Genomic DNA, 23472 nt, shown 5'->3' with positions numbered 1-23472 from the left:
CTAATTCAACGCGGTATAAGGACCCAGCCATGAGCCGTATCTATGCTGACAACGCCCACTCCATCGGCAATACGCCGCTGGTGCAGATCAACCGTATCGCCCCGCGCGGTGTCACCATTCTGGCCAAGATCGAAGGGCGCAACCCTGGATATTCGGTCAAGTGCCGAATCGGCGCGAACATGATCTGGGATGCTGAAAGCAGCGGTAAACTCAAGCCCGGCATGACCATCATCGAACCGACCTCGGGCAATACCGGTATCGGCCTGGCATTCGTTGCCGCCGCCCGTGGTTATCGGTTGATGTTGACCATGCCCGCGTCCATGAGCATCGAACGACGCAAGGTGCTCAAGGCCCTTGGCGCCGAACTGGTGTTGACGGAGCCGGCCAAGGGCATGAAAGGCGCGATCGAGAAAGCTGCCGAAATCCTCGCCAGTGATCCGTCCACCTACTTCATGCCGGGGCAGTTCGAAAACCCGGCCAACCCGGCAATCCACGAAAAAACCACCGGCCCGGAAATCTGGAACGACACCGACGGTGCGGTCGACGTGCTGGTAGCGGGCGTCGGAACGGGTGGAACCATTACCGGGGTTTCGCGGTATATCAAGAATACCCAGGGCAAACCGATTCTCTCGGTGGCGGTGGAGCCAATGGTGTCCCCGGTGATCACCCAGGCGATCGCCGGGGAAGAGATCAAACCGAGCCCCCACAAGATCCAGGGCATCGGCGCTGGTTTTGTGCCCAAGAACCTGGACCTGTCGATGGTCGACCGAGTGGAATTGGTCAGCGACGACGAATCCAAGGCGATGGCCCTGCGCCTGATGCAAGAAGAAGGGATTTTGAGTGGCATCTCTTGCGGCGCCGCCATGGCGGTGGCTGTACGCCTGGCCGAAACCCCGGAAATGCAGGGCAAGACCATCGTGGTGATCCTGCCCGACTCTGGCGAACGCTACCTGTCGAGCATGCTGTTCAGTGACTTGTTTACCGAACAGGAAAATCAGCAATAAGATTTTATGGCTGTTTTGAAGCCGATCAGGGGGTTGATTCAGGTCAGCCCCCGTTCAGGAACCCTATGTTAAGAAGTGCTTTATTGCACAATCCTTAACACTGAATGTTGAGTAATACGGGTTTTTCCCGAGGCCGGTAGTGTTTATCATGGCCGACTGCCACGTCGGGTAAAAGGCGTTGTGCGGAGTTTCCTATTCTCAAGGAGTCGTAGATGAGCTTTTCCTTTGTCGCGAAGGCGTCGGTGTTGCTGCTGTTCCTCGGCAGCACGCTCTATGTGCATTTGCGTGGCAAGGCGCGTTTGCCGGTCCTGCGTCAGTTCGTCAATCACTCGGCCCTGTTCGCGCCCTATAACGCCTTGATGTACCTGTTCTCCGGTGTGCCGTCCAAGCCCTATCTGGACCGCAGCAAGTTCCCGGAGCTCGACGTGCTCAGGGACAACTGGGAAGTTATCCGCGACGAAGCCATGCACCTGTTCGACGAGGGTTACATTCGCGCCGCCGAAAAGAACAACGACGCCGGTTTCGGTTCGTTCTTCAAGAAGGGCTGGAAGCGTTTCTACCTCAAGTGGTACGACAAACCGCTGCCATCGGCTGAATTGCTCTGCCCGAAAACCGTCGAGCTGGTCAGCCGCATCCCCAATGTGAAAGGCGCGATGTTTGCCCTGTTGCCGGGCGGTAGCCACCTCAACCCGCACCGTGACCCGTTCGCCGGTTCCCTGCGTTATCACCTGGGGTTGTCGACGCCGAACTCCGATGATTGCCGCATCTTCGTCGACGGTCAGGTCTACGCCTGGCGTGATGGCGAAGACGTGATGTTCGATGAAACCTACGTGCACTGGGTCAAGAACGAAACCGAGCAAACCCGCGTCATCCTGTTCTGCGACATCGAACGTCCCTTGAGCAACCGCCTGATGACCCGCATCAACCGCTGGATCAGCGGCTGGCTGGGGCGTGCTACTGCGCCGCAGAACCTTGACGATGAGCGCGTTGGCGGGATCAACCAGGCTTATGCCTGGAGCAAGACTTTCAGCGACAAATTCAGCGGTATGGTCAAGCAGTGGAAGCGCCGCAACCCCAAGGCCTATCGCGTGCTGCGACCGGTGCTGGCGGTGGTGGTGTTGACGTTGTTGGGGTATTGGTTGTTCGGTTGAGGCCGACCATGGAATGAAAAAACCGCTCCTTGGGAGCGGTTTTTTTATGCGCGCTTGCTCATGAGCTCCGGGCCTTGTAAGTGATCCGACTTGCCTGCGAAGGCGTTTTATCGGGCAACCACCTCAACCGGCTTCACCACTGCCGGCTTCAACACCAGCCACAACGCCGCCGCAATCAACACTCCGCCATAGAGGTGCGCCATCGACAGCGGCTCATCCAGCAACAGCGCGCCCCACAACACCCCGAACGGTGGAATCATGAAGGTCACGGTCATCGACTTCACCGGGCCGATCGAGCTGAGCAAACGGAAGTAAACGATGTAGGCAAACGCGGTGCAGCCCAAGCCCAATCCCAGCAACGACAACCAGACACTCCAGCCGCCCCAGCTCGCCGGTGGCTGGCTGATCACGCTGTAGCCGAACAGCGGCAGCAAAAACAAGGTGGCGCCGAGCATGCTGCCCAGGGCCGACAGGCGACTGTCGAGGCCGCCGGCCTGGTCGAGCCAGCGGCGGGCGAGGAAGCCGGCAAAGCCATAACAGGTGGTAGCCATCAGGCACGCCAGTGCGCCCATCAGCAGTTGCATATCGAACGCCACCGGACCTGCACGGGTGAGGATGCCGACGCCAAACAGTCCGAGAAACACCCCGCAGACCTTCGCTCCGGTGAGTTTTTCACTGAAGAACAACCCGCCGATCAACACGCCCATCAACGGTGTGGTGGCGTTGAAAATCGCCGAATAGCCGGCCGGCAGCACTTGCGCGGCCACGGAATAGAGCGTCGCCGGAACCCCGGAGTTGATCACTCCGAGCAGCATCACCGTCTTGAGTTTGCCTTTGAAATCCCAGCTGATACGCAGCAGCCCGACGATCACCAGCAGCCCGACAGCGGCAATCGATACACGGAAAAAGGCAGTGGGGATTGTGCCAATCACTGGGGCGATAATGCGCATGAACAGAAAGCTCGCCCCCCAAATGGCGGCAAGTGACAACAAACGCAGGATATCGACGGGGTTCACAGCACTTTCCTTCCTTGATTGGCGCGCAAGTGTCGCGCCAGTCGGGGTACAAGGCAATGGTTGCGTTGCGTCACACGGGGCCACTAAGCTCAAGCTCCAACGATAAGAACAGCCGCAGAGGTTTCACCATGCCGCAGCAATGGCCAGCCGCCGACATCGCCCGAATGATCCTCGATGGCTTTGACGATTACCGCGAGCATTTCCGTCAGATCACCGACGGTGCCCGAGGCCGCTTCGAGCAAGCCCAGTGGCAGGCGACACAAGTCGCGTCGGCGGCGCGGATCAACCTCTACGAAGAGAAAGTCGGCGAAACGGTCGGGCGCCTGCATCAGTCGTTCGCCGCCGATGTGCTGATGGACGTCAGCAGCTGGCCGTTGGTCAAAAGCGCCTATATCAGCCTGATCGACCTGCGCTTCGACGATGAACTGTCCGAGACCTGGTACAACTCGATTTTCTGCGGGCTGTTCAGCCACGACCTGATCAGCGACGGCTGCATGTTCATCCACACTACACGGCCAAGCTTGCGCCGCGCCCGGGCGGCGCAAACCCGCACCTACAAGCCCCATGGCCAGTTGTCCGGCATGCTCGCGAGTATTTTTACCGACTATCGCTTCAGCGAGGACTACGCCGATTTGCCCGGCGACCTGCGCCGTCTCGAAGTGCAATTGCGCGAGAACCTGCCGGACTGGGTCTGCAAGGACCCGGAGCTGAGTGTCGAGCTGTTTTCCTCGGTGCTTTACCGCAACAAAGGTGCCTATCTGGTGGGGCGCATCTTCACCCAGGACGATCAATGGCCACTGGTGATTCCGCTGCTGCACCGCGAAGGGCGGGGCATCCAGATCGATGCACTGATCACCGACGAGGCGGAGGTGTCGATCATCTTCTCCTTCACCCGTTCGTACTTCATGGTCGATGTGCCGGTACCGGCGGAGTTCATCGGCTTTCTCAAACGCATCCTGCCAGGCAAACACATCGCCGAGCTGTACACCTCGATCGGCTTCTACAAGCATGGCAAGTCCGAGTTCTACCGGGCGCTGATCAATCACCTGGCCAACACCGACGACCAGTTCATCATGGCCCCCGGCGTGCGCGGGATGGTCATGAGCGTGTTTACGCTGCCGGGCTTCAACACCGTATTCAAAATCATCAAGGACCGCTTCTCACCGTCGAAAAACGTCGACCGTGCCACGGTGATCGAAAAGTATCGCCTGGTAAAAAGCGTCGACCGGGTCGGGCGCATGGCCGACACGCAGGAGTTCGCCGACTTCCGTTTCCCGTTGAGCAAGTTCGAGCCGGCATGCCTGGAGGAGTTGCTTGAAGTGGCGCCGTCCACGGTGTCGGTGGAAGGCGATACGGTGCTGATTCGTCACTGCTGGACCGAACGCCGGATGACGCCGTTGAACCTTTATCTGGAACACGCCAACGAAGCGCAGGTGCGCGAGGCGCTGGAAGATTATGGCCTGGCGATCAAGCAACTGGCGGCGGCGAACATTTTCCCCGGCGACATGCTGTTGAAAAACTTTGGCGTCACCCGTCACGGTCGCGTGGTGTTCTATGACTACGACGAAATTTGCTTCCTGACCGAAGCCAACTTCCGCCACATCCCGCAACCGCGCACGCCGGAAGACGAAATGGCCTCCGAACCGTGGTACTCGATCGGGCCACTGGACGTGTTCCCCGAGGAGTTTCCACCGTTCCTGTTTGCCGATTCCGGGCAGCGAAAGTTGTTCGATCAGTTGCACGGCGAGCTGTACAACGCCGATTACTGGAAGGGGCTGCAGGAAGCGATTCGGGCGGGGAAGGTGATTGATGTGTTTCCGTATCGGCGCAAGGGGCTGGATAACGAATAGCTCGTCTGAGCGAACACACTGTGGCGAGGGAGCTTGCTCCCGCTGGGTTGCGAAGCGACCCCAAAACCATTCATCGCGCAGATTCAGACAGCCGCGATGACAGGTTTACGACTGCTTCGCAGCCGAACGGGAGCAAGCTCCCTCGCCACAAAAGCGCGTCACTCAGCAGCCCAAATCTGCGACAATCCGCCTCCTGCGCCACTAGACGACTTTTGCGTACCTGATGACTGACGAATCGCCTTCCATCGACAAACTGCTGAAAAACCTCGATCACGCCATGCTCGCCGACCGCCACCGGCTGCGGCGGCAGTTGCTTGAGCTGCGCAAGAAACCTGACGAGGCCAAGCTGGCCCAGTGGGTGACGCGCACACAGGCGTCCTGTGATCAGGTGTTGGCGCGGCGCGCCAGCCTGCCGGTGATTCGCTACGACGACAGCCTGCCGATCGCCGCTAAGCGCGACGAAATCAAAGCGGCGTTGCTCAAACATCAGGTGCTGATCATTGCCGGTGAAACCGGTTCGGGTAAAACCACCCAGTTGCCGAAGATCTGCCTGGAAATCGGCCGCGGCCAGCACGGCCTGATCGGCCATACCCAGCCGCGTCGAATCGCCGCCCGCAGCGTGGCGAGCCGGGTCGCTGAAGAGTTGGCGACACCGTTGGGTGCGCTGGTGGGCTATCAGGTGCGGTTCGAGGACCAGAGCGATGCCAACACCCTGATCAAACTGATGACCGACGGCATCCTGCTGGCGGAAACCCAGAACGACCGCTACCTCGAACGCTACGACACGATCATCGTCGACGAAGCCCACGAACGCAGCCTGAACATCGACTTCCTGCTCGGTTACCTGAAAACCCTGCTGCCCCGTCGTCCGGACCTGAAAGTCATCATCACCTCGGCCACCATCGACCTGGAGCGCTTCTCCAAGCACTTCGACGATGCGCCGATTGTCGAAGTCTCCGGTCGCACCTTCCCGGTGGAAACCTGGTATCGCCCGCTGACCCTGGAGCAGGACGAGGAGGGCAACCGTGTCGAGGATGACCTGACCGTGGATCAGGCGATCCTCGCCACCCTCGACGAAATCGCCGCGTTCGAACGCAGTGAACGCAAGAGCCCCGGCGACGTGCTGGTGTTCCTGCCCGGCGAGCGCGAGATTCGCGACGCGGCGGACATGCTGCGCAAGGCACAGCTCAAGCACACCGAGATTCTGCCGTTGTATGCGCGGTTGTCGCCGGCCGAGCAGCAGCGGATTTTCCAGTCGCATCCGGGGCGTCGAGTGGTTCTGGCGACCAACGTTGCGGAAACCTCTCTGACGGTGCCGGGCATTCGTTACGTGATCGACAGCGGCACCGCGCGCATCAGTCGTTACAGCTACCGCGCCAAGGTCCAGCGTTTGCCGATCGAAGCGATTTCCCAGGCCAGTGCCAACCAGCGTAAAGGTCGCTGCGGGCGGGTCGAGCCGGGTATTTGCGTGCGCTTGTACAGCGAAGAAGATTTCATCGGTCGGCCGGAATTCACCGACCCGGAAATCCTGCGGACCAACCTCGCGGCGGTGATTCTGCAGATGCTCCATCTGCGCCTCGGCGAGATCACTGATTTCCCGTTTATCGAACCGCCGGACGGCAAGGCCATCAGCGACGGTTTCAACCTGCTGCAAGAACTCTCGGCGGTGGACCGCAACAGCCAGCTGACCCCGCTCGGCCGGCAACTGGCGCGGCTGCCGGTGGACCCGCGCATGGGCCGAATGCTGCTGGAAGCGGCCAAACTCGGCAGCTTGCAGGAAGTGCTGATTGTCGCCAGCGCCATGTCGATCCAGGACCCGCGCGAGCGTCCGCCGGAGCGTCAGCAAGCCGCCGATCAGGCCCACGCCCAGTGGAAAGACGTGGACTCGGACTTCGCCGGGCTGGTCAATCTGTGGCGGGGTTTTGAAGAACAGCGCCAGGCACTGACGGCCAGTCCGCTGCGTAACTGGTGCCGCAAGAACTTCCTCAATTACCTGCGCCTGCGCGAGTGGCGCGATTCCCATCGCCAGTTGAGCCTGATCTGCCGCGACATGCAGCTGAGCCTCAACAAAGAGCCGGCGGATTACCCGAAGCTGCACAAAGCCGTGCTGTCGGGGTTGCTCAGCCAGATCGGCCAGAAAACCGAAGACGGCGATTACCTCGGCGCCCGTCAGCGACGCTTCTGGATTCACCCGTCGTCGGGCCTGGGCAAGAAACGCCCGCAATGGCTGATGACCGCCGAACTGGTGGAAACCACCAAGCTGTACGCGCGGATGGTCGCCAAGATCGACGCCGACTGGATCGAGCCGCTGGCCGGGCACCTGATCAAGAAAAACCACTTCGAACCTCATTGGGAGAAGAGGCGTGGGCAGGTCGTGGCCTTCGAGCAAATCACCCTGTTCGGGCTGATCGTAGTCGGACGCCGGCCGGTGCATTACGGGCCGGTCGACCCGGTGGTGTCCCGCGAATTGTTTATTCGCGAAGCCTTGGTGCGTGGCGAGATTCAATCCAAAGCCAAGTGCCTGACGGCCAACAAGCAACTGCTGGAACAGCTCGACGAACTGGAAGCCAAGGCGCGTCGCCGAGACATTCTGGCCGACGAAGAAACCCTGTTCGCCTTCTACGATGCGCGCTTGCCGGCGGAGATCCACCAGACCGCGACCTTCGACAGTTGGTACCGGATCAACAGCCAGAAAGACCCGCAGCTGCTGATCATGCGCGAAGAAGACGTGCTGGCCCGCGAAGCCAGTGAAGTCACCGCCGCGCATTACCCCGACACCCTGCACATCGGCGACCTGGAACTGGCTCTGAGTTATCACTTCGAGCCCAACCATCCGCGTGACGGCGTGACCTTGCGCGTGCCCGCACCGCTGTTGCCGATGCTGCCGCCGGAACGCCTGGAATGGCTGGTGCCAGGCGTGATCGAGGCCAAGTGCATTGCGCTGGTGCGCAACCTGCCCAAGGCCCTGCGCAAGAATTTCGTGCCGGTGCCGGATTTCGTCAAAGCCGCGATGCAGCGCATGACTTTCGGCGAGGGCTCATTGCCTCTGGCGCTGGGCCGCGAGTTATTGCGCATGACCGGCGCACGGGTCAGCGATGAGGCCTGGGCCGAAGCGTCGCAGCAGGTCGAAAGCCATTTGCGGATGAACCTGGAAATCGTCGACGGCCAGGGCAAGTTCCTTGGCGAAGGGCGTGATCTGGCGGAGTTGACCGCACGCTTTGCCGAGGCCAGCCAGGCCGCCTTGGCCGTGCCGCAAACCGCGAAAAGCCAGCAACCGGTGGAGGCGAAAGTCTTTGCCGCCGTCGCCGAGAAAACCCAGCAGAAGATCGCCGGACTGTCGATGACGGTGTATCCGGCGCTGGTGGAAGAGGCCGGGACGGTCAAGGAAGGACGTTTCTCGACCCCGGCCGAAGCCGAGTTCCAGCATCGCCGGGCCTTGCAGCGCTTGCTGATGCAACAACTGGCGGAGCCGGCGAAGTTCTTGCGCGGCAAGTTGCCGGGGCTGACCGAGTTGGGCCTGATGTACCGCGAGCTGGGGCGCATCGACAGCCTGGTGGAAGACATTCTGCTGGCCAGTCTGGACAGTTGCATCCTCGACGGCGAAGACCCGTTGCCACGCGATGGTGCCGCACTGGCGTCCCTGGCCGAACGTAAACGCGGTGCCTGGACCGAGCACGCCGAGCGTCTGGCCAGGCTGACCCTGGAGATTCTCAAGCACTGGCACGGCCTGCAAAAACGCTTCAAGGGCAAGATCGACCTGGCGCAAGCCGTGGCCTTGAACGACATCAAGCAGCAGCTCAGCCATCTGGTGTACCCGGGGTTCGTGCGGGAAACGCCGATGCCGTGGCTCAAGGAACTGCCGCGTTACCTGAAAGCAGTCGAGCAGCGTTTCGAGAAACTCGGCGCCCAGGTGCAGAAGGACCGGGTCTGGAGCGGAGAATTGTCTGGCCTCTGGACCCAATACCAGACCCGCGCCAACAAACACGCCCAGGAAGGCAAGCGCGATCCGCAGCTGGAGCTTTATCGCTGGTGGCTGGAGGAATACCGGGTTTCGCTGTTCGCACAGCAACTGGGAACCAAGGTGCCGATCTCCGACAAGCGCTTGAGCAAGCAATGGACACAAGTCGAGCCCTGAACCCTGTGGGAGCGGGTATGAGTTCGACTCAGCAAAAGGCGCCAAAAGCCAGCGTTTATGGCAAACTTCGCGCCTATAAACGCCGGCCCCGCGGTTTTCAGCCTCCACGGGCCCAGGCGGATCGGAATAAAGCGATGCCAGGTTTGCGTCCGGAACCTGGAATAGACCCTTTGTGTGTTGGTACGTCGGTGCCAGCGCTTTCTGCCTGAACGGATTAGAGAAACGACCATGCATAACGTCGTCATCAGCGGCACCGGCTTGTACACCCCGGCCAACAGCATCTCCAACGAAGAGCTGGTGCAGTCTTTCAACGCTTACGTCGCGCAGTTCAACGCCGACAACGCCGAGGCCATTGAGCGCGGCGAAATCCAGGCATTGACCGAATCCAGCGCAGCGTTTATCGAAAAAGCCTCCGGCATCAAAAGCCGCTTTGTCATGGACAAAGAGGGCATCCTCGACCCGCAACGCATGGCGCCACGCTTGCCCGAGCGCTCCAACGACGAGTGGTCGGTGCTGTGCCAGATGGCCATTGGCGCGGCCGAGCAAGCCTTGCAGCGTGCCGGCAAGACCGCCGCTGACATCGACGGTGTAATCGTCGCCTGCTCCAACCTGCAACGCGCCTACCCGGCCATCGCCATCGAAGTTCAGGAAGCGCTGGGTATCCAGGGTTTCGGTTACGACATGAACGTGGCGTGCTCCTCGGCAACCTTCGGTATCCAGGCCGCCGCCAACAGTGTGCAACTGGGCCAGGCCCGGGCGATCCTGATGGTCAACCCGGAAGTCTGCACCGGTCACCTGAATTTCCGTGACCGCGACAGCCACTTCATCTTCGGCGACGCCGCCACTGCGGTGATCATCGAGCGCGCCGATCTGGCGACCTCCAAGTACCAGTTCGACGTGGTCAGCACCAAACTGCTGACCAAGTTCTCCAACAACATCCGCAACAACTTCGGCTTCCTCAACCGCGCCGCGGAAGAGGGCATCGGTGCCCCCGACAAACTGTTCGTCCAGGAAGGCCGCAAGGTGTTCCGCGATGTCTGCCCGATGGTCGCCGAGCTGATCGCCACGCACCTGGAAGAAAACCAGCTCAACGTCAGTGACGTGAAGCGTTTCTGGCTGCACCAGGCCAACCTCAGCATGAACCACCTGATCGTCAAGAAGCTGCTGGGCCGCGAAGCCACTGAAGCAGAAGCCCCGGTGATTCTCGACACCTACGCCAACACCAGCTCCGCCGGTTCGGTGATTTCGTTCCACAAGAATCAGGACGATCTGGTCAGCGGTTCGCTGGCTGTGCTCAGTTCGTTCGGCGCCGGTTATTCGATTGGCAGCGTGATATTGCGCAAACGTTGATCGAAGGGGTTGTTGTTCTTTCCTCTGGCTTGTGATGACTTTTCCTACATTCGAAATAGTCGGAAGGCTGTAATTTTCGGAAATTCCAGCAGGACGATGCCTACAGGCGAAGTCCTGCTGTTTTCATTTTCGAGGTCAGAACAAGGGGGTTGTTAATGGCGGCTGACGACGCGCAACTGCTTGAGCGCTTGCTGGCAGGTGAACAAAAGGCTTTCAAAGAGTTGGTCAGCACTTATCAGAGCGCCATGCGTGCGGTGGCCTACGCTATTGTGGGCAACCGGCATGCCGACGAAATTGTTCAGGATGCCTGGCTATCGGTTGTGCGTAACCTGAGCGGATTCGAGGGACGTTCGAGCCTCAAGACCTGGCTGCTGACTATCACCGCCAACTCGGCCAAGAGCCGCTACAAGCAAAACCGCCGGGAAGTGTTGCTCGATGACCTGCCGTCGCCCCATGGCACGATCGATGATGATCGTTTTTCATCGAGCGATGGTCATTGGCTGGTGGCGCCGTTTGCCTGGCATCAGGACACGCCAGAGGCGCTGTTGACTGAAAACGAACTGCGCGAATGCCTGGAGCACACGCTGCTCAGCCTGTCGGAACTGCAAAGCAGTGTTTTACTGTTGCGCGAGCGACAGGGGCTGGAGTTGGAGGAGATCTGTAATCTTCTGGAAATCTCGCTCTCCAATGTTCGTGTGCTGCTGCATCGGGCACGGTTGAAGGTCTTTGCGACCGTAGAACATTTTGAGGAAACCGGCGAATGCTGACCTGTAAGGAACAAGTGGCGCGCTCCAGTGATTATCTCGATGGCCAGTTGAGTTTTCGCGAGCGTCTGATGATGCGGCATCACTTGATGTTTTGCCCCAATTGTCGGCGATTCATTCGGCAGATGCGGTTGATGCAGGCGACCTTGCGGGTGATGCCGCAGAAGCCGGTCGAGGATGTGGAGGCGCTGGCCGAGCGGCTGGCGGCGCAGCGGCGTAAAGATCGTTCCTGAAGGAAAGCACAGGCCGGCGCGGGTGAAACGAACGGATGATGGGGATCGTTGCCCCGCGCCAGACTGTTGAACCTCTTCAAACGACACGACCGTATGTAAACCGCATCGTTTGAAGTGTGTGGCTTCGCAGCTTAGAACTTCGCTTCCGCGTCCAGTTGCAGCGTGTTGGTGTTGGCATCACGCTGGGTACGGCTGGAGAAGTCGGCTTTAGTCAGGAAGTAAGTGGCACCGAGGGCGAAGTTCTTGTCGATGTCGTAACCGACTTTGAACTTGTGACCGCGAGAACCGGTGGTGCCGTTGGCGAAGTCCGAGTCGGTGAAGGCGCCGACCACGGCGTTACGCTGCACGTCGCGGTAGTTGTAGTCGAGGTTGAAACCGAAGACTTTCGATTTGGCACCGACTAGCCAGGCAGTGTCCTGATCGGTCACGGCATCGTTGTTCTTCACGTATTGGCCGTAGAACGACAGCGGCATCGGCAGGCCGCCGATATCGATCTGGCTGAAGCCTTCGTACAGGCGGAACTCGTTGTTGGCCGAGTTGCCGTTGACGGCCAGGGCGCACGGTGTGGAGGTGCCGGTGCAACGGCTGTCTTCGTCGTTCTGGTAGGCATAGACGCTGCCACCGACGGTCAGTTTCAGGTTGTCGGTGATGGCGAAACGGCTGCCCAACTGGCCGGCGGTCAGACGCAGGTCGTGACGAAATTGCACGCCTTCGCCGTCGACGTTGTCCTTGAGGTTGTAGTTGCCCAGGCTACCGAACAGTTCGGCACTGCTGCCCAGCGGGTATTTGTAGGTCACTGCCAGACCTTCCGGATTGATATCACTGTCCCAGATCACATCACCCATGCTGACCCACGGTTGCAGCATCTTGCCGCCGATCACATGCAGGTTTTTGATGGCGTCCGGGTGGTAGTCGATGTAGCCCAGATCCAGCCAGATCTGCTTCTTGTCGAAGTAGTTGTCCATGTCCTGGTTGGTCGAGCGAGCATCGTCACCGCCGCCGGTGGCAATGCGGATGCCGGTGTCCACTTGCGGGTTGATTTCGCTGTAGGCACCCAGACGGGCGCGGATGCGTTGACGATCCTTGTCACGGCCACCGTTGTTGGGTTCGCCGTCGATCTTGACCGTTTCCTGGCGTACGCGAACGTCGCCCTTGAACTGGGTCTTGGCGGCCCAGGCCAGCTTCTGGTCGAAGGCGCTCAACTCGTTGGCTTTCTTCGCGGCGACCGCTATTTGTTCGTTGGTCTCTTGCTGCGCCTGCTGCGCGATTTGCTGGGCCTTCTGATCCTTGGCCAGTTCGGCTTGCAGTTCAACGTACTGCGCCTGGGAAATAGAACCGTTAGCCTTGAGCATGTCGAGCAGTTTGGCGTCGACTGCGGCACTGGCTGGAACACTCATGGCCAGCAGCAGGCCACCACACAAGGCCGCCGCAGTTTTCGTGGAAGCAAGACGCATAGCAATCTCCGAAGATGAGAGGGATGGCTGAACCATCCTGGACACAACCGACAGTTGAAGGTCGGAAAACAGTGGCCGGGTAGAACCCGACGCTCTAAAAACAGGCGCCAGTATCGCGATGGTTTATGACAGGTCAGTGGCGAAGTGATGGCAGGTCGATGACGATACAAACGTTTCCGAAATGCCCGATTCAGAGCCTTGTATCGGATTGACGCGTGTGGATCGCCCTGCGATCGGCGATACTCGCGGAGCTGTCACGCCAAGATGTGGAGAGGAAAATGCCGCTGCAACGTCTGCATACACTGTCGCAAATCGCAGCCCGTACCTGGGATGCCCTGGTGCCGGAGAATCAGCCGTTTCTGCGCCACGCGTTCCTCGGTTCACTGGAAGACAGCGGCAGCCTGGGCCCGCATTCCGGCTGGCAGCCCGAGCATCTGCTGCATGTCGAAGGCGAGCGCCTGATCGCCGCGCTGCCCAGTTACCGCAAATGGCACTCCTACGGCGAATACGTGTTCGACCATGCCTGGGCCGATGCCTGTGAGCGTGCGGGCATCGACTACTACCCCAAACTGTTGACGGCGGTGCCGTTCAGTCCGGTCAGCGGGCCGCGATTGCTGGCGGCGACGATCGAGGACGGTTTCGAACTCTTGCAGAGCCTGCCGGGTTATCTGGAGATAGAAAAACTTTCCAGTGCCCACATCAATTTCACCGATCCGTTCACCGACGCTGCATTGGCCGAACAGCCAGGCTGGTTGCAGCGCATTGGCTGTCAGTACCACTGGCAGAATCGTGATTACCGGGATTTTCAGGACTTCCTCGACGCCCTCAGTTCGCGTAAGCGCAAGCAAATGCGCAAGGAGCGTGAGCAGGTGGCAGGGCAGGGCATCGACTTCGAATGGCTGGAAGGCCGGCAGCTGACCCAGGCGCAGTGGGACTTTGTGTACGCCTGCTACGCCAATACCTACGCGGTGCGTCGGCAGACGCCTTACCTGACGCGGGAATTTTTCAGTCTGCTGGCCGAGCGCATGCCGGAGTCGATTCGCGTGGTGCTGGCCAAACAAGGTTCACGGCCGGTGGCCATGGCCTTCAGCCTGGTCGGCGGCGACAGCTTTTATGGCCGTTACTGGGGTTGCCTGGCGGAGTTTGATCGCCTGCACTTCGAGACCTGTTTCTATCAGGGTATGGATTACGCCATTGCCAACGGCTTTCAGCGTTTCGACGCCGGCGCTCAGGGCGAACACAAACTGATTCGCGGCTTTGAACCGGTGATCACCCATTCCTGGCATTACCTGCGCCATCCGGGCTTGAAGTCGGCGGTGAAAGACTTCCTCGAGCGCGAACGCGTCGGGGTGCTGGGGTATGCAGAAGAGGCGAAGACCGCCTTGCCTTACCGACAAGGTTGATCTTCGCCGTTGATTGCAGGCTCAGTCGCGCAGATTAACTGTCTTCTTTGCCCAGCCAGCGATACATCACACCACCGATGACCGCCCCCAGAATCGGCGCCAGCCAGAACAGCCACAGTTGTTGAATCGCCCAGCCCCCGACAATAAGCGCCGGTCCGGTACTGCGGGCCGGGTTGACCGAGGTGTTGGTGACCGGAATCGAGATCAGATGGATCAGGGTCAGCGCCAGGCCGATGGCGATGGGCGCCAGCCCGGCCGGGGCGCGTTTATCGGTGGCGCCGAGAATGATCAGGATGAACATGGCGGTCATCACCAGTTCACTGACAAACCCCGCCGCCATCGAGTAGCCGCCTGGCGAGTGTTCGCCATAGCCATTGGACGCCAGGCCGCTGGCCAGTTCGAAGCCGGGTTTGCCACTGGCGATGAAGTACAGCAAGGCCGCTGCGATGATCCCGCCAATCACCTGGGCGATGATGTAGGCGGGCAGTTCTTTGGCAGGGAAGCGTCCGCCGACGACCAGTCCGACTGAAACCGCAGGGTTGAGATGACAACCCGAGATGTGGCCGATGGCGAAGGCCATCGTCAGTACCGTCAAACCGAATGCCAGGGACACCCCCAGTAAACCGATCCCCACGTTTGGAAACGCTGCCGCCAGGACCGCACTGCCGCACCCTCCCAATACCAGCCAGAACGTACCTACCAATTCTGTAGCCGAACGTTTGAACAAAGACATAGCGAGTTTCCCTATCGAGATAACACTGTCGTTGTGCATCCAGCAGATGGACTACGGAACCTCCAGTACCTTGGCTGAGTACAGCAGGATTTTTACGGAATTCCAGTGACCATAAAAAACCGCCAGAGCCCGTGGTTAGCGGGCTCTGGCGGTTTCTGGTGTTCTTCTGTGTGGCTGATGGCGCCAAGATCGCGGCTCAATCGATCCCGACAAACCCGCCGGTCTGGTGTTGCCATAACCGTGCATACAAACCGCCATGGGCCAGCAGTTCGGCGTGGCTGCCGGTTTCGGCGATCTTGCCGTTTTCCAGCACCACCAACCGGTCCATCCGGGCAATGGTCGAGAGACGGTGAGCGATGGCGATCACGGTTTTGCCCTGCATCAGGGTTTCGAGGCTTTCCTGGATTGCTGCTTCGACTTCCGAGTCCAGTGCCGAGGTCGCTTCGTCCATGATCAGGATCGGCGCGTCCTTGAGCAGCACCCGGGCGATGGCAATCCGCTGACGCTGGCCACCGGAGAGTTTCACCCCGCGCTCACCGACATGGGCATCGAAACCGGTGCGGCCTTCGGAGTCCGACAGCAGCGGGATGAACTCGTCGGCACGGGCCTTGCGCACCGCTTCCCAGAGTTCGGCGTCGGTGGCGTCGGGTTTGCCATACAGCAGATTGTCGCGGATCGAGCGGTGCAGCAGTGAGGTGTCCTGGGTGATCATGCCGATGCGTTCGCGCAGGCTTTCCTGCCCGACTTCGGCGATGTTCTGGCCGTCGATGAGGATCCGCCCGCCCTGCACGTCATACAGGCGCAGCAGCAGGTTGACCAACGTCGATTTGCCGGCGCCGGAGGGGCCGATCAGGCCGATTTTTTCGCCGGGCTTAATGGTCAGGTTGAGGCCGCCGATGATCCCGCTCTTCTTGCCGTAGTGGAAATCGACGTGTTCGAAACGCACCTCGCCACGGGCCACTGCCAAGGGTTTTGCCTGTTCGCGGTCGGTGACGCTGACCGGTTGGGCGATGGTCTGCAAACCGTCCTGGACCATGCCGATGTTTTCGAAAATGCCGTTGACCACCCACATGATCCAGCCGGACATGTTGACGATGCGGATCACCAGCCCGGTGGCCAAGGCAATCGCGCCCACGCTGATCAGTGACTGCGTCCACAGCCACAGGGCCAGCCCGGTGGTGCCGACGATCAAGAGGCCGTTCATGCTGGTGATGACCACGTCCATGCTGGTGACCACACGGCCGGCCAGTTGGGCTTTTTCGGTCTGTTCCGCAATGGCTTCGCGGGCGTACTGCTGTTCGAAGTTGGTGTGGGCGAACAGCTTGAGGGTAGTGATGTTGGTGTAGCCGTCGACGATCCGCCCCATGAGTTTGGAGCGCGCATCGGAGGACACCACCGAACGCTCTTTCACCCGCGGCACGAAGTAGTAGAGCGCGCCGATGTAGGCGGCGATCCAGATCAGCAGCGGGATCATCAGTCGCCAGTCGGCTTCGGCGAACAGCACCAGCGAGCTGATCGCATAGATCAGCACGTGCCACAGCGCATCCACCGCTTGCACGGCAGAATCGCGCAGGGAGTTGCCGGTTTGCATGATGCGTTGGGCGATGCGCCCGGCGAAGTCGTTCTGGAAGAAATTCAGGCTCTGTTTGAGCACGTAACTGTGGTTCTGCCAGCGGATCAGGCTGGTCATGCCCGGACTCAAGGTCTGGTGCACCAGCATGTCATGCAGGGCGAGGAACAAGGGGCGCAGGATCAGCGCCACCGCCGCCATCCAGGCCAATTCCACGCCGTGGACCTTGAAGAAGTCGACGTTGGATGTGCTCTGGGTCAGGTCGATGATGCGACTCAGGTAGCTGAACAGCGCCACTTCGATCAGCGCGCCGAACAGGCCGACGACCAACAAAACGGCGAAGATTGGCCAGACCTGCTTGAGGTAGTAGGTATAGAAGGAGAGAACCCGACTCGGTGGAGCCGCCGTCGGGGCGTCGCGGAAAATGTCGATCAGTTTTTCGAAACGGCGATAAAGCATCGGTTCTCCGCCCGTGTACGGGCTCTCCTTTAAACGATATGAGCGGCGCCGGATATCGACCGGCCACCGCTCAAGACTGCCGGTGTACTCAGTCGATGCGCTTGGCCGACTTGATCAGCACCGGGTCGACAGGCACGTTCTGCATGCCTTGTTTGGTGGTGGTCTGAGAGTTGACGATGATGTCCACCACGTCCATGCCCTTGACCACTTTGGCGAAGACGGCGTAACCGGCGTCGCGACCCGGATCGAGGAAGGCGTTGTCGGCCACGTTGATGAAGAACTGGCTGGTGGCCGAATCCGGGTTTGAAGTACGCGCCATCGACAGCGTGCCACGCACGTTATGCAGGCCGTTGCTGGCTTCGTTTTTGATCGGTGCCTTGGTTTCCTTCTGTTGCATCTGTGCAGTGAAACCACCGCCCTGAGCCATGAAACCTGGAATCACACGGTGAAAAATCGTGTTGTTGTAGAAGCCACTGTCGACGTACTCAAGGAAGTTCTTGGTACTGATCGGCGCCTTGACCGGGTCCAGTTCGATTTCGATCTGGCCGTTGGTGGTCTCCAGCAGCACGTGGGGTGCCTTGGCCGGCGTAGCGGCCATCAGGTTGGCGGCAAACAGAACGGAGCCGGCGACGAGGGCGATTTTTTTCAGCATGGGTCAGTGATCCTGAGTGGTGGTGTCGACTGCGGTGAGAAACTCGAGCAGCGTTTGGTTGAAGCGTTCGGGTTGATCCAGCGGGGTGGCGTGGCGCGAATCGGCGATCACCACCAGCCGCGCATCGGGCAGCAGTTTTACATAGGTTTCTTTCAGCGCGACCGGGGTGTAGTCACGGTCGGCGCTGACGACGAGGGTTGGACAGGAAACCCTGGAAAGTCGTTCCTGAACCCCCCAGCCAACGATGGCATCGAAGCTGGCGAGATAAGCATGTTTGTCGTTTTTTGCCCAGCGCGCCGCTATTTTTTGTCGTAACGAAGCTTGTTCCGGCTTGGGAAACAGTTTGGCGCCCAGAGCCTTGCCGATGGTGCCCATGCTCAGTACGCGCATCAGGCTCCAGCGTTTGAACCACTGCCAATAATCGTTGCGGCTGCGCCGTTTGACCTCGGGCGCGCTGTTGACGATGCACAGGCTCTTGAGCAGTTGCGGCTGGTCCACCGCCAGTTGAAAAGCGATCATGCCACCCATCGAAAGCCCCACAAGATGTGCAGGGCCAAGGTTCAAGTGTTCGATCAGCGCGATCAGGTCGGCGCTGAACCCGGCGATGCTGTAGCGCTCGCGGGGTTTGTCGGAGCGCCCGTGGCCGCGCACATCCGGCACGATCACCCGATGGTGGGCGGCGAGCGCCGGGATCTGCATTTCCCAGTCCTGGGTGCTGGAGCCCAACCCGTGAACCAGCAGCAACGGAGTGCCGTGGCCATATTCCTCATAGTGCAGGTTGCAACCTTCATGTTCGAAATAGGCCATGGGTACACTCCGTGTCAGGCTTGTTCGGGCGCGGCGAAGGGCGCATCCAGCGGCGCGGTGTCAAAGGTGCGCAGCAGTTCGATGAGAATCTGCGTGGCCGGGCCCAAGGGTTTGTCCTTGTTCGAATACAGATAGAAACTCGGGTTGCGGCTTCCGCCCTGATCCAACGGTAGCACTTTGAGCGTGCCTTCCTTGAGTTCGCGCTCGATCATGTGCCGGGGTAGCCAGGCGAAGCCCAGACCGCTGCTGACGAAGGTCGCGGCAGTGGCCAGGCTGCCGACGGTCCAGCGCTGTTCGGCACCGAGCCAGCCGACATCTCGCGGTTGCTGACGGCCGGAGTCGCGGATCACCACTTGCATCTGGCTTTCCAGGTCCTGGAAGCTCAGCTCGCGATTCAGACGATGCAGGGCATGTTCGGGGTGGGCGACCGCGATGAATTCGACATCGCTCAGCTCCGCGCCCAGGTAGCCGGGAATACTGAAACTGGTAATGGCCAGATCGGCAACGCCTTCGAGCAATACTTCTTCCACCCCCGATAACACTTCTTCACGCAGCCGCACCCGGCAACCGCGACTTTGCGGCATGAACGCGGTCAAGGCGCGGACGAGGCGGGCGCTCGGGTACGCGGCGTCGACCACCAGCCGTACTTCCGCTTCCCAGCCTTGTTCCATGTGGTGGGCCAGGTCTTCAAGTTGGCTGGCCTGTTTCACCAGTTGCCGGGAGCGGCGCAGCAGCACGCCGCCGGCCTCGGTGAGCACCGCTTTGCGGCCATCGATGCGCAACAGCGGTACGCCGAGTTGGTCCTGCATGCGCGCTACGGTGTAGCTGACCGACGATTGCGAACGGTGCAGCACTTCGGCGGCCTGGGCGAAACCGCCGTGATCGACCACGGCCTGCAACGTTCGCCATTGATCAAGGGTCACGCGGGGCGCTTTCATGTTGAGCTCCTCTTGTCCTAAGCTGGCAGTTCTTACTGGAGACTGCCGAATGAAAAAAATCTGTTGTGTGGTGGCGGGGTGTGCGGTGTTGGCGATGTTGCCTCTGACTGCGTTTGCCTATCCGATCGATGTCAATAAACAGCTCAACGGTTTGAAGGTCGACTACAACGCCTACGACACGGACGCCGACATCGGCTCCATTCAGGTCAACAACTACGGCGACACCGACGTCACTTGCAAAGTGGTTTTCAATAACGGCCCGGAAGCGCCACGCACCCGCAAGATCGACGTACCCGCCGGCAAACACAAAAACGCCACGGCCAAGTTCACCCGCACCATCATCAAGCTGCGTATCGACCTGACTTGCACCCCGAAATGACCTCAAGCGGAGCATGTCGCCTGGGCATGCTTCGCTTATAAACGAATTTATCGATGCTTTATAGCAGTTATTTGCGCTTTTTCATCGATATGACTCTGTTTAACCTTCACTCCATCGACCTACAGCATTCTCAGATGGAGGCTACATCCCATGTCCCGCGTTCTGATCATCGAAAGCAGCGCCCGTCAGCAAGACTCGGTTTCCCGCCAGCTGACCCAGACCTTCATCAGTCAGTGGAAAGCCGCACACCCGGCCGACCAGATCACCGTCCGTGACCTGGCCGTCAACCCGGTGCCGCACCTGGACATCAACCTGCTGGGCGGCTGGATGAAACCTGTCGATCAACGCAACGAGATCGAACAGGCCTCGCTGGAACGCTCCAACCAATTGACCGACGAACTGCTGGCCGCCGACGTGCTGGTGATGGCAGCGCCCATGTACAACTTCGCGATTCCGAGCACCCTGAAAGCCTGGCTTGACCACGTGCTGCGTGCCGGCGTGACTTTCAAATACACCGAGACCGGTCCGCAAGGTTTGCTCAGCGGCAAGCGCGCCTACGTGCTGACCGCTCGCGGCGGGATCTACGCCGGCAGCACCGCGGATCATCAGGAACCTTACCTGCGTCAGGTCATGGGCTTCATCGGCATCCACGACGTCACGTTCATTCACGCCGAAGGCATGAACCTGGGCGGCGACTTCCAGGAGAAAGGCCTGAACCAGGCCAACGCCAAACTGGCCCAGGTCGCCTAAGCCGTTAATCGCCAGATAATCACTGGATGGTCTAGTGACCTGGCGCAACCCTTCAAGCCTGCACGCGCATCGAACCTCCCTTTGCACTTATTGCTCCTGAGTGCTCTAGCCCGATTGAACGCTTTAGCGAGATCGGGCTTTTTTTTGCCTGGGATTTAGTGGGCGCTGATGATTCTGTGGGACCGGGCTTGTTGTTGGCTGAGCGTTCGCGATAACGGGCAAAAACCGCTATCGTCGCCGCCATTCAAAACGAGGCGAGCATGGGCTATCTACTTTTTGTCACGCTGATCCAGGCGTTTTCCTTCAGTTTGATCGGCGAGTACCTGGCCGGTCATGTCGACAGCTACTTCGCGGTGCTGGTGCGAGTGCTGCTGGCGGGGCTGGTGTTCATTCCGCTGACACGCTGGCGTTCGGTCGAGCCTGCATTCATGCGCGGGATGTTGTTGATCGGCGCGCTGCAGTTCGGTGTGACCTATGTCTGTTTGTATTTGAGCTTCCGCGTGCTGACGGTGCCGGAAGTGCTGCTGTTCACCATCCTCACGCCGCTGCACGTGACCCTGATCGAAGACGCGCTGAACCGGCGCTTCAATCCGTGGGCCTTGATCGCGGCATTGGTGGCCGTGGCGGGTGCGGCAGTGATTCGCTACGACCGGATCAATCCGGACTTCTTCATGGGCTTTTTGTTGCTGCAACTGGCCAACTTCACCTACGCCGCCGGGCAGGTGCTCTATAAACATCTGGTGGCCCGCCATCCGAGCGATCTGCCGCATTACCGGCGATTCGGCTACTTCTATCTGGGCGCATTGGCGGTGGCGTTGCCGGCATTTCTGCTGTTCGGCAAACAGAACTTCCTGCCCGAAGCGCCGCTGCAATGGGGCGTGCTGCTGTTCCTCGGACTGGTCTCGACCGCGCTGGGCTTGTACTGGTGGAACAAGGGCGCGTGCCTGGTGAATGGCGGGACGCTGGCGGTGATGAATAATCTGCATGTGCCGGTGGGGTTGCTGATCAATTTGCTGATCTGGAATCAGCATGAAGAGTTGGGGCGGTTGTTGTTGGGTGGATCGGTCATTCTGGCGGCGGTGTGGATCAGCCGGTTGGGTGTACGCCAACCCGTCATTGCACACTAACCGGGTTAATTCGGCGCCAACTGCGCCACCAGAAACTCAATAAACGCCCGGGTCTTTTGTGGTACGCGACGCGAGGAAGGGTAAACCGCGTTGATGGTAATCGCTGGTGCCTGCCACTCGCACAGCACCGGCACCAGGCGGCCTGCCGCCAACGCGTCTTCCACAATGAAATCAGGCAGCAGGGCGATGCCCATCCCGGCTTCGGCGGCCTGAGCGAGCAAGTCGCCGTTGTTGGCGTGCAACGGGCCGGAAACGTTGACCCGTTGCGTCTCCTTGCCATTGCACAACTGCAGGCTCACGCCGCTTTGCAGATACCCGTAATTCAGGCATTGATGCGCGCGCAAGTCTTGCGGGGTCCGCGGTATGCCTGCACGCGCCAGATAGGCGGGGGAGGCCACCATGATCCGCGGTGCCGGTGCCAGTTGCCGGGCGATCATGGTCGAGTCTGGCATGCTGGCGATGCGAATCGTCACATCGAAGCCGCCACGCACTGGATCGACCTGTTGATCGCTGAGCACCAGTTGAAGCTCGATGTTCGGATGCTGCTCATGGAACAGCGGAATCAACCGTCCAAGGCGATGCAGGCCGAACGACATCGGCGCATTCACCCGCAACACCCCACGTAGCTCGCCGATGCCGTCTCGAGCGCGCTGCTCGGCCTCGTCCAGCGCGGACAACACCTCCCGCGCCGCCTCGAAATACTCGGCGCCAGCCTCGGTCAAGTGCAGGCTGCGCGTAGTGCGCTGCAGTAATTGCACGCCGATTGCTTCCTCCAACGCCTGAATCTGTTTACTCACCTTTGATCGCGGCACGTCCATCGCGCGAGCGGCAGCTGCGAAGCCGTTCTCGCCAACCGTCACGACAAAGGCGCGCATGCATTCGATCCGATCCACGATTGTCCCTTTTTTAGAATCAATTATTCTCGATTTTAGGGAATTGTCCCTTTTTTATCTAGCCCGTAAAGTTACTTCCAAGCCAGCAAGCAAACAGCTTGAGGCAAGTGACTCACCCAATACTCATTAAACAAATCGACATCAAAAGGAACGCGCCATGTCTAACCGTGAATTGCTCAACCCAACCAACTCCGCCCTGATCCTGATCGACCACCAGCCGCAAATGGCGTTCGGCGTGCAGTCGATCGACCGTCAGACCCTGAAGAACAACACCGTGGGTCTGGCGAAGGCCGCGAAGATTTTCAACGTGCCGACGATCTACACCTCAGTTGAAACCGAAAGCTTCAGCGGCTTCATCTGGCCGGAGTTGCTGGCTGTTCACCCAGAGCAGAAGCCGATCGAGCGCACCTCGATGAACTCCTGGGAAGACAAGGCGCTGGTTGACGCGGTGAAAGCCACCGGCCGCAAGAAGCTGATCATTGCCGCGCTCTGGACTGAAGTCTGCCTGACCTTCCCGGCGCTGGAAGCCCTGGCTGAAGGCTACGAGGTGTACATCGTGACCGACGCGTCTGGCGGCACCACCAAAGAAGCTCACGACATGTCGGTGCAGCGGATGATTCAGGCAGGCGCGGTGCCGGTCACCTGGCAACAAGTGCTGCTGGAATACCAGCGTGACTGGGCACACAAAGACACTTACGAGGCGGTGATGGAACTGGTGCTGGAGCACAGCGGCGCGTATGGCATGGGCGTGGATTACGCCTACACCATGGTGCACAAGGCGCCGCAGCGTCAGGTCAAATAACA

General features: G+C 59.9%; 20 protein-coding genes. 12 read left to right on the top strand and 8 right to left on the bottom strand.

Going from position 1 to position 23472, the window contains the following annotated elements; translation table 11 throughout:
• Positions 1 to 29 precede the first annotated feature (29 nt).
• The gene (gene cysK, locus LOY28_RS22440; protein ID WP_018926743.1) at positions 30 to 1004 is read left to right on the top strand and encodes a cysteine synthase A; all 975 of its coding nucleotides are present in this window, start codon (positions 30 to 32) and stop codon (positions 1002 to 1004) included.
• A 212-nt stretch (positions 1005 to 1216) separates the two neighbouring features.
• Entirely contained in the window at positions 1217 to 2155 is a 939-nt protein-coding gene (locus tag LOY28_RS22435; protein WP_018926742.1) for an aspartyl/asparaginyl beta-hydroxylase domain-containing protein, read from the top strand.
• Positions 2156 to 2262: 107 nt separating this feature from the next.
• Here LOY28_RS22435 and LOY28_RS22430 read toward each other — a convergent pair whose 3' ends face one another.
• On the bottom strand, positions 2263 to 3171 hold the full coding sequence (locus LOY28_RS22430; RefSeq protein WP_018926741.1) for a DMT family transporter: 909 nt from the start codon (positions 3169 to 3171) through the stop codon (positions 2263 to 2265).
• A 128-nt stretch (positions 3172 to 3299) separates the two neighbouring features.
• Between LOY28_RS22430 and aceK the strand changes: the two genes are divergently transcribed.
• The 5 genes from aceK to LOY28_RS22405 all read left to right on the top strand — a co-directional run bounded on the left by aceK (position 3300) and on the right by LOY28_RS22405 (position 11503).
• Positions 3300 to 5021, top strand: coding sequence for a bifunctional isocitrate dehydrogenase kinase/phosphatase (gene aceK, locus LOY28_RS22425; protein WP_018926740.1), 1722 nt, complete (start codon positions 3300 to 3302; stop codon positions 5019 to 5021).
• Between the two features lie 223 nt (positions 5022 to 5244).
• Positions 5245 to 9156: an ATP-dependent RNA helicase HrpA gene (gene hrpA, locus LOY28_RS22420; RefSeq protein WP_018926739.1), complete on the top strand. Its 3912-nt coding sequence runs from the start codon at positions 5245 to 5247 to the stop codon at positions 9154 to 9156.
• 228 nt (positions 9157 to 9384) lie between these two features.
• On the top strand, positions 9385 to 10506 hold the full coding sequence (locus tag LOY28_RS22415) for a beta-ketoacyl-ACP synthase III (protein ID WP_019648021.1): 1122 nt from the start codon (positions 9385 to 9387) through the stop codon (positions 10504 to 10506).
• A 155-nt stretch (positions 10507 to 10661) separates the two neighbouring features.
• Positions 10662 to 11273: an RNA polymerase sigma factor gene (locus LOY28_RS22410; RefSeq protein ID WP_018926737.1), complete on the top strand. Its 612-nt coding sequence runs from the start codon at positions 10662 to 10664 to the stop codon at positions 11271 to 11273.
• Positions 11267 to 11503, top strand: a complete 237-nt coding sequence (locus tag LOY28_RS22405; protein WP_007934080.1) for an anti-sigma factor — start codon at positions 11267 to 11269, stop codon at positions 11501 to 11503. Before LOY28_RS22410 ends, LOY28_RS22405 begins: the two co-directional genes overlap by 7 nt.
• A 131-nt stretch (positions 11504 to 11634) precedes the next feature.
• Here the strand turns inward: LOY28_RS22405 and LOY28_RS22400 are convergent, their stop codons facing one another.
• Positions 11635 to 12957 carry a putative porin gene (locus LOY28_RS22400; RefSeq protein ID WP_018926736.1) on the bottom strand — a complete coding sequence of 441 codons (1323 nt, stop codon included), beginning with the start codon at positions 12955 to 12957 and terminating at the stop codon, positions 11635 to 11637.
• Positions 12958 to 13235: 278 nt separating this feature from the next.
• Between LOY28_RS22400 and LOY28_RS22395 the strand changes: the two genes are divergently transcribed.
• Entirely contained in the window at positions 13236 to 14360 is a 1125-nt protein-coding gene (locus tag LOY28_RS22395; protein ID WP_018926735.1) for a GNAT family N-acetyltransferase, read from the top strand.
• A 34-nt stretch (positions 14361 to 14394) separates the two neighbouring features.
• Here the strand turns inward: LOY28_RS22395 and aqpZ are convergent, their stop codons facing one another.
• The 5 genes from aqpZ to LOY28_RS22370 all read right to left on the bottom strand — a co-directional run bounded on the left by aqpZ (position 14395) and on the right by LOY28_RS22370 (position 19519).
• Entirely contained in the window at positions 14395 to 15093 is a 699-nt protein-coding gene (gene aqpZ, locus LOY28_RS22390; RefSeq protein WP_018926734.1) for an aquaporin Z, read from the bottom strand.
• Positions 15094 to 15289: 196 nt separating this feature from the next.
• A complete protein-coding gene (locus LOY28_RS22385; RefSeq protein WP_018926733.1) occupies positions 15290 to 17122 on the bottom strand; it encodes an ABC transporter ATP-binding protein in 1833 nt (610 codons plus the stop codon).
• A gap of 88 nt (positions 17123 to 17210) precedes the next feature.
• Complete coding sequence (locus tag LOY28_RS22380; RefSeq protein WP_007934039.1) at positions 17211 to 17774, bottom strand: peptidylprolyl isomerase A; 564 nt, start codon at positions 17772 to 17774, stop codon at positions 17211 to 17213.
• A gap of 3 nt (positions 17775 to 17777) precedes the next feature.
• Entirely contained in the window at positions 17778 to 18581 is an 804-nt protein-coding gene (locus LOY28_RS22375) for an alpha/beta fold hydrolase (RefSeq protein WP_064619649.1), read from the bottom strand.
• A 14-nt stretch (positions 18582 to 18595) separates the two neighbouring features.
• Positions 18596 to 19519 (bottom strand): LysR family transcriptional regulator, encoded by a 924-nt coding sequence (locus tag LOY28_RS22370; RefSeq protein ID WP_018926731.1) that lies wholly within the window; start codon positions 19517 to 19519, stop codon positions 18596 to 18598.
• Positions 19520 to 19568: 49 nt separating this feature from the next.
• Here LOY28_RS22370 and LOY28_RS22365 point away from each other — a divergent pair, with 49 nt between their 5' ends.
• The 3 genes from LOY28_RS22365 to LOY28_RS22355 all read left to right on the top strand — a co-directional run bounded on the left by LOY28_RS22365 (position 19569) and on the right by LOY28_RS22355 (position 21775).
• The gene (locus LOY28_RS22365; RefSeq protein ID WP_258612565.1) at positions 19569 to 19898 is read left to right on the top strand and encodes a 3-phosphoglycerate kinase; all 330 of its coding nucleotides are present in this window, start codon (positions 19569 to 19571) and stop codon (positions 19896 to 19898) included.
• A gap of 150 nt (positions 19899 to 20048) precedes the next feature.
• Complete coding sequence (locus tag LOY28_RS22360; protein WP_018926730.1) at positions 20049 to 20648, top strand: FMN-dependent NADH-azoreductase; 600 nt, start codon at positions 20049 to 20051, stop codon at positions 20646 to 20648.
• Between the two features lie 260 nt (positions 20649 to 20908).
• Positions 20909 to 21775 carry a carboxylate/amino acid/amine transporter gene (locus LOY28_RS22355; RefSeq protein ID WP_019580786.1) on the top strand — a complete coding sequence of 289 codons (867 nt, stop codon included), beginning with the start codon at positions 20909 to 20911 and terminating at the stop codon, positions 21773 to 21775.
• Between the two features lie 5 nt (positions 21776 to 21780).
• Here LOY28_RS22355 and LOY28_RS22350 read toward each other — a convergent pair whose 3' ends face one another.
• Positions 21781 to 22668: a LysR family transcriptional regulator gene (locus LOY28_RS22350; RefSeq protein WP_026331831.1), complete on the bottom strand. Its 888-nt coding sequence runs from the start codon at positions 22666 to 22668 to the stop codon at positions 21781 to 21783.
• A gap of 157 nt (positions 22669 to 22825) precedes the next feature.
• Here LOY28_RS22350 and LOY28_RS22345 point away from each other — a divergent pair, with 157 nt between their 5' ends.
• Positions 22826 to 23470, top strand: a complete 645-nt coding sequence (locus LOY28_RS22345) for a hydrolase (protein WP_007934054.1) — start codon at positions 22826 to 22828, stop codon at positions 23468 to 23470.
• The last annotated feature ends 2 nt before the right edge of the window (positions 23471 to 23472 follow it).

The sequence above is a fragment of the Pseudomonas sp. B21-017 genome, from assembly GCF_024749245.1.
Taxonomy (GTDB): Bacteria; Pseudomonadota; Gammaproteobacteria; order Pseudomonadales; family Pseudomonadaceae; genus Aquipseudomonas.
Note: the sequence above shows the minus strand (reverse complement) of the source record. Positions and strands in the feature narration are given on the sequence as shown.

What these genes read in the sequence shown, in the direction of transcription:
- cysK (WP_018926743.1), top strand. Translation starts at nt 30, where the DNA reads ATGAGCCGTATCTATGCTGACAACGCCCACTCCATCGGCAATACGCCG.
- LOY28_RS22435 (WP_018926742.1), top strand. Translation starts at nt 1,217, where the DNA reads ATGAGCTTTTCCTTTGTCGCGAAGGCGTCGGTGTTGCTGCTGTTCCTC.
- aceK (WP_018926740.1), top strand. Translation starts at nt 3,300, where the DNA reads ATGCCGCAGCAATGGCCAGCCGCCGACATCGCCCGAATGATCCTCGAT.
- hrpA (WP_018926739.1), top strand. Translation starts at nt 5,245, where the DNA reads ATGACTGACGAATCGCCTTCCATCGACAAACTGCTGAAAAACCTCGAT.
- LOY28_RS22415 (WP_019648021.1), top strand. Translation starts at nt 9,385, where the DNA reads ATGCATAACGTCGTCATCAGCGGCACCGGCTTGTACACCCCGGCCAAC.
- LOY28_RS22410 (WP_018926737.1), top strand. Translation starts at nt 10,662, where the DNA reads ATGGCGGCTGACGACGCGCAACTGCTTGAGCGCTTGCTGGCAGGTGAA.
- LOY28_RS22405 (WP_007934080.1), top strand. Translation starts at nt 11,267, where the DNA reads ATGCTGACCTGTAAGGAACAAGTGGCGCGCTCCAGTGATTATCTCGAT.
- LOY28_RS22400 (WP_018926736.1), bottom strand. Translation starts at nt 12,957, where the DNA reads ATGCGTCTTGCTTCCACGAAAACTGCGGCGGCCTTGTGTGGTGGCCTG.
- LOY28_RS22395 (WP_018926735.1), top strand. Translation starts at nt 13,236, where the DNA reads ATGCCGCTGCAACGTCTGCATACACTGTCGCAAATCGCAGCCCGTACC.
- aqpZ (WP_018926734.1), bottom strand. Translation starts at nt 15,093, where the DNA reads ATGTCTTTGTTCAAACGTTCGGCTACAGAATTGGTAGGTACGTTCTGG.
- LOY28_RS22385 (WP_018926733.1), bottom strand. Translation starts at nt 17,122, where the DNA reads ATGCTTTATCGCCGTTTCGAAAAACTGATCGACATTTTCCGCGACGCC.
- LOY28_RS22380 (WP_007934039.1), bottom strand. Translation starts at nt 17,774, where the DNA reads ATGCTGAAAAAAATCGCCCTCGTCGCCGGCTCCGTTCTGTTTGCCGCC.
- LOY28_RS22375 (WP_064619649.1), bottom strand. Translation starts at nt 18,581, where the DNA reads ATGGCCTATTTCGAACATGAAGGTTGCAACCTGCACTATGAGGAATAT.
- LOY28_RS22370 (WP_018926731.1), bottom strand. Translation starts at nt 19,519, where the DNA reads ATGAAAGCGCCCCGCGTGACCCTTGATCAATGGCGAACGTTGCAGGCC.
- LOY28_RS22365 (WP_258612565.1), top strand. Translation starts at nt 19,569, where the DNA reads ATGAAAAAAATCTGTTGTGTGGTGGCGGGGTGTGCGGTGTTGGCGATG.
- LOY28_RS22360 (WP_018926730.1), top strand. Translation starts at nt 20,049, where the DNA reads ATGTCCCGCGTTCTGATCATCGAAAGCAGCGCCCGTCAGCAAGACTCG.
- LOY28_RS22355 (WP_019580786.1), top strand. Translation starts at nt 20,909, where the DNA reads ATGGGCTATCTACTTTTTGTCACGCTGATCCAGGCGTTTTCCTTCAGT.
- LOY28_RS22345 (WP_007934054.1), top strand. Translation starts at nt 22,826, where the DNA reads ATGTCTAACCGTGAATTGCTCAACCCAACCAACTCCGCCCTGATCCTG.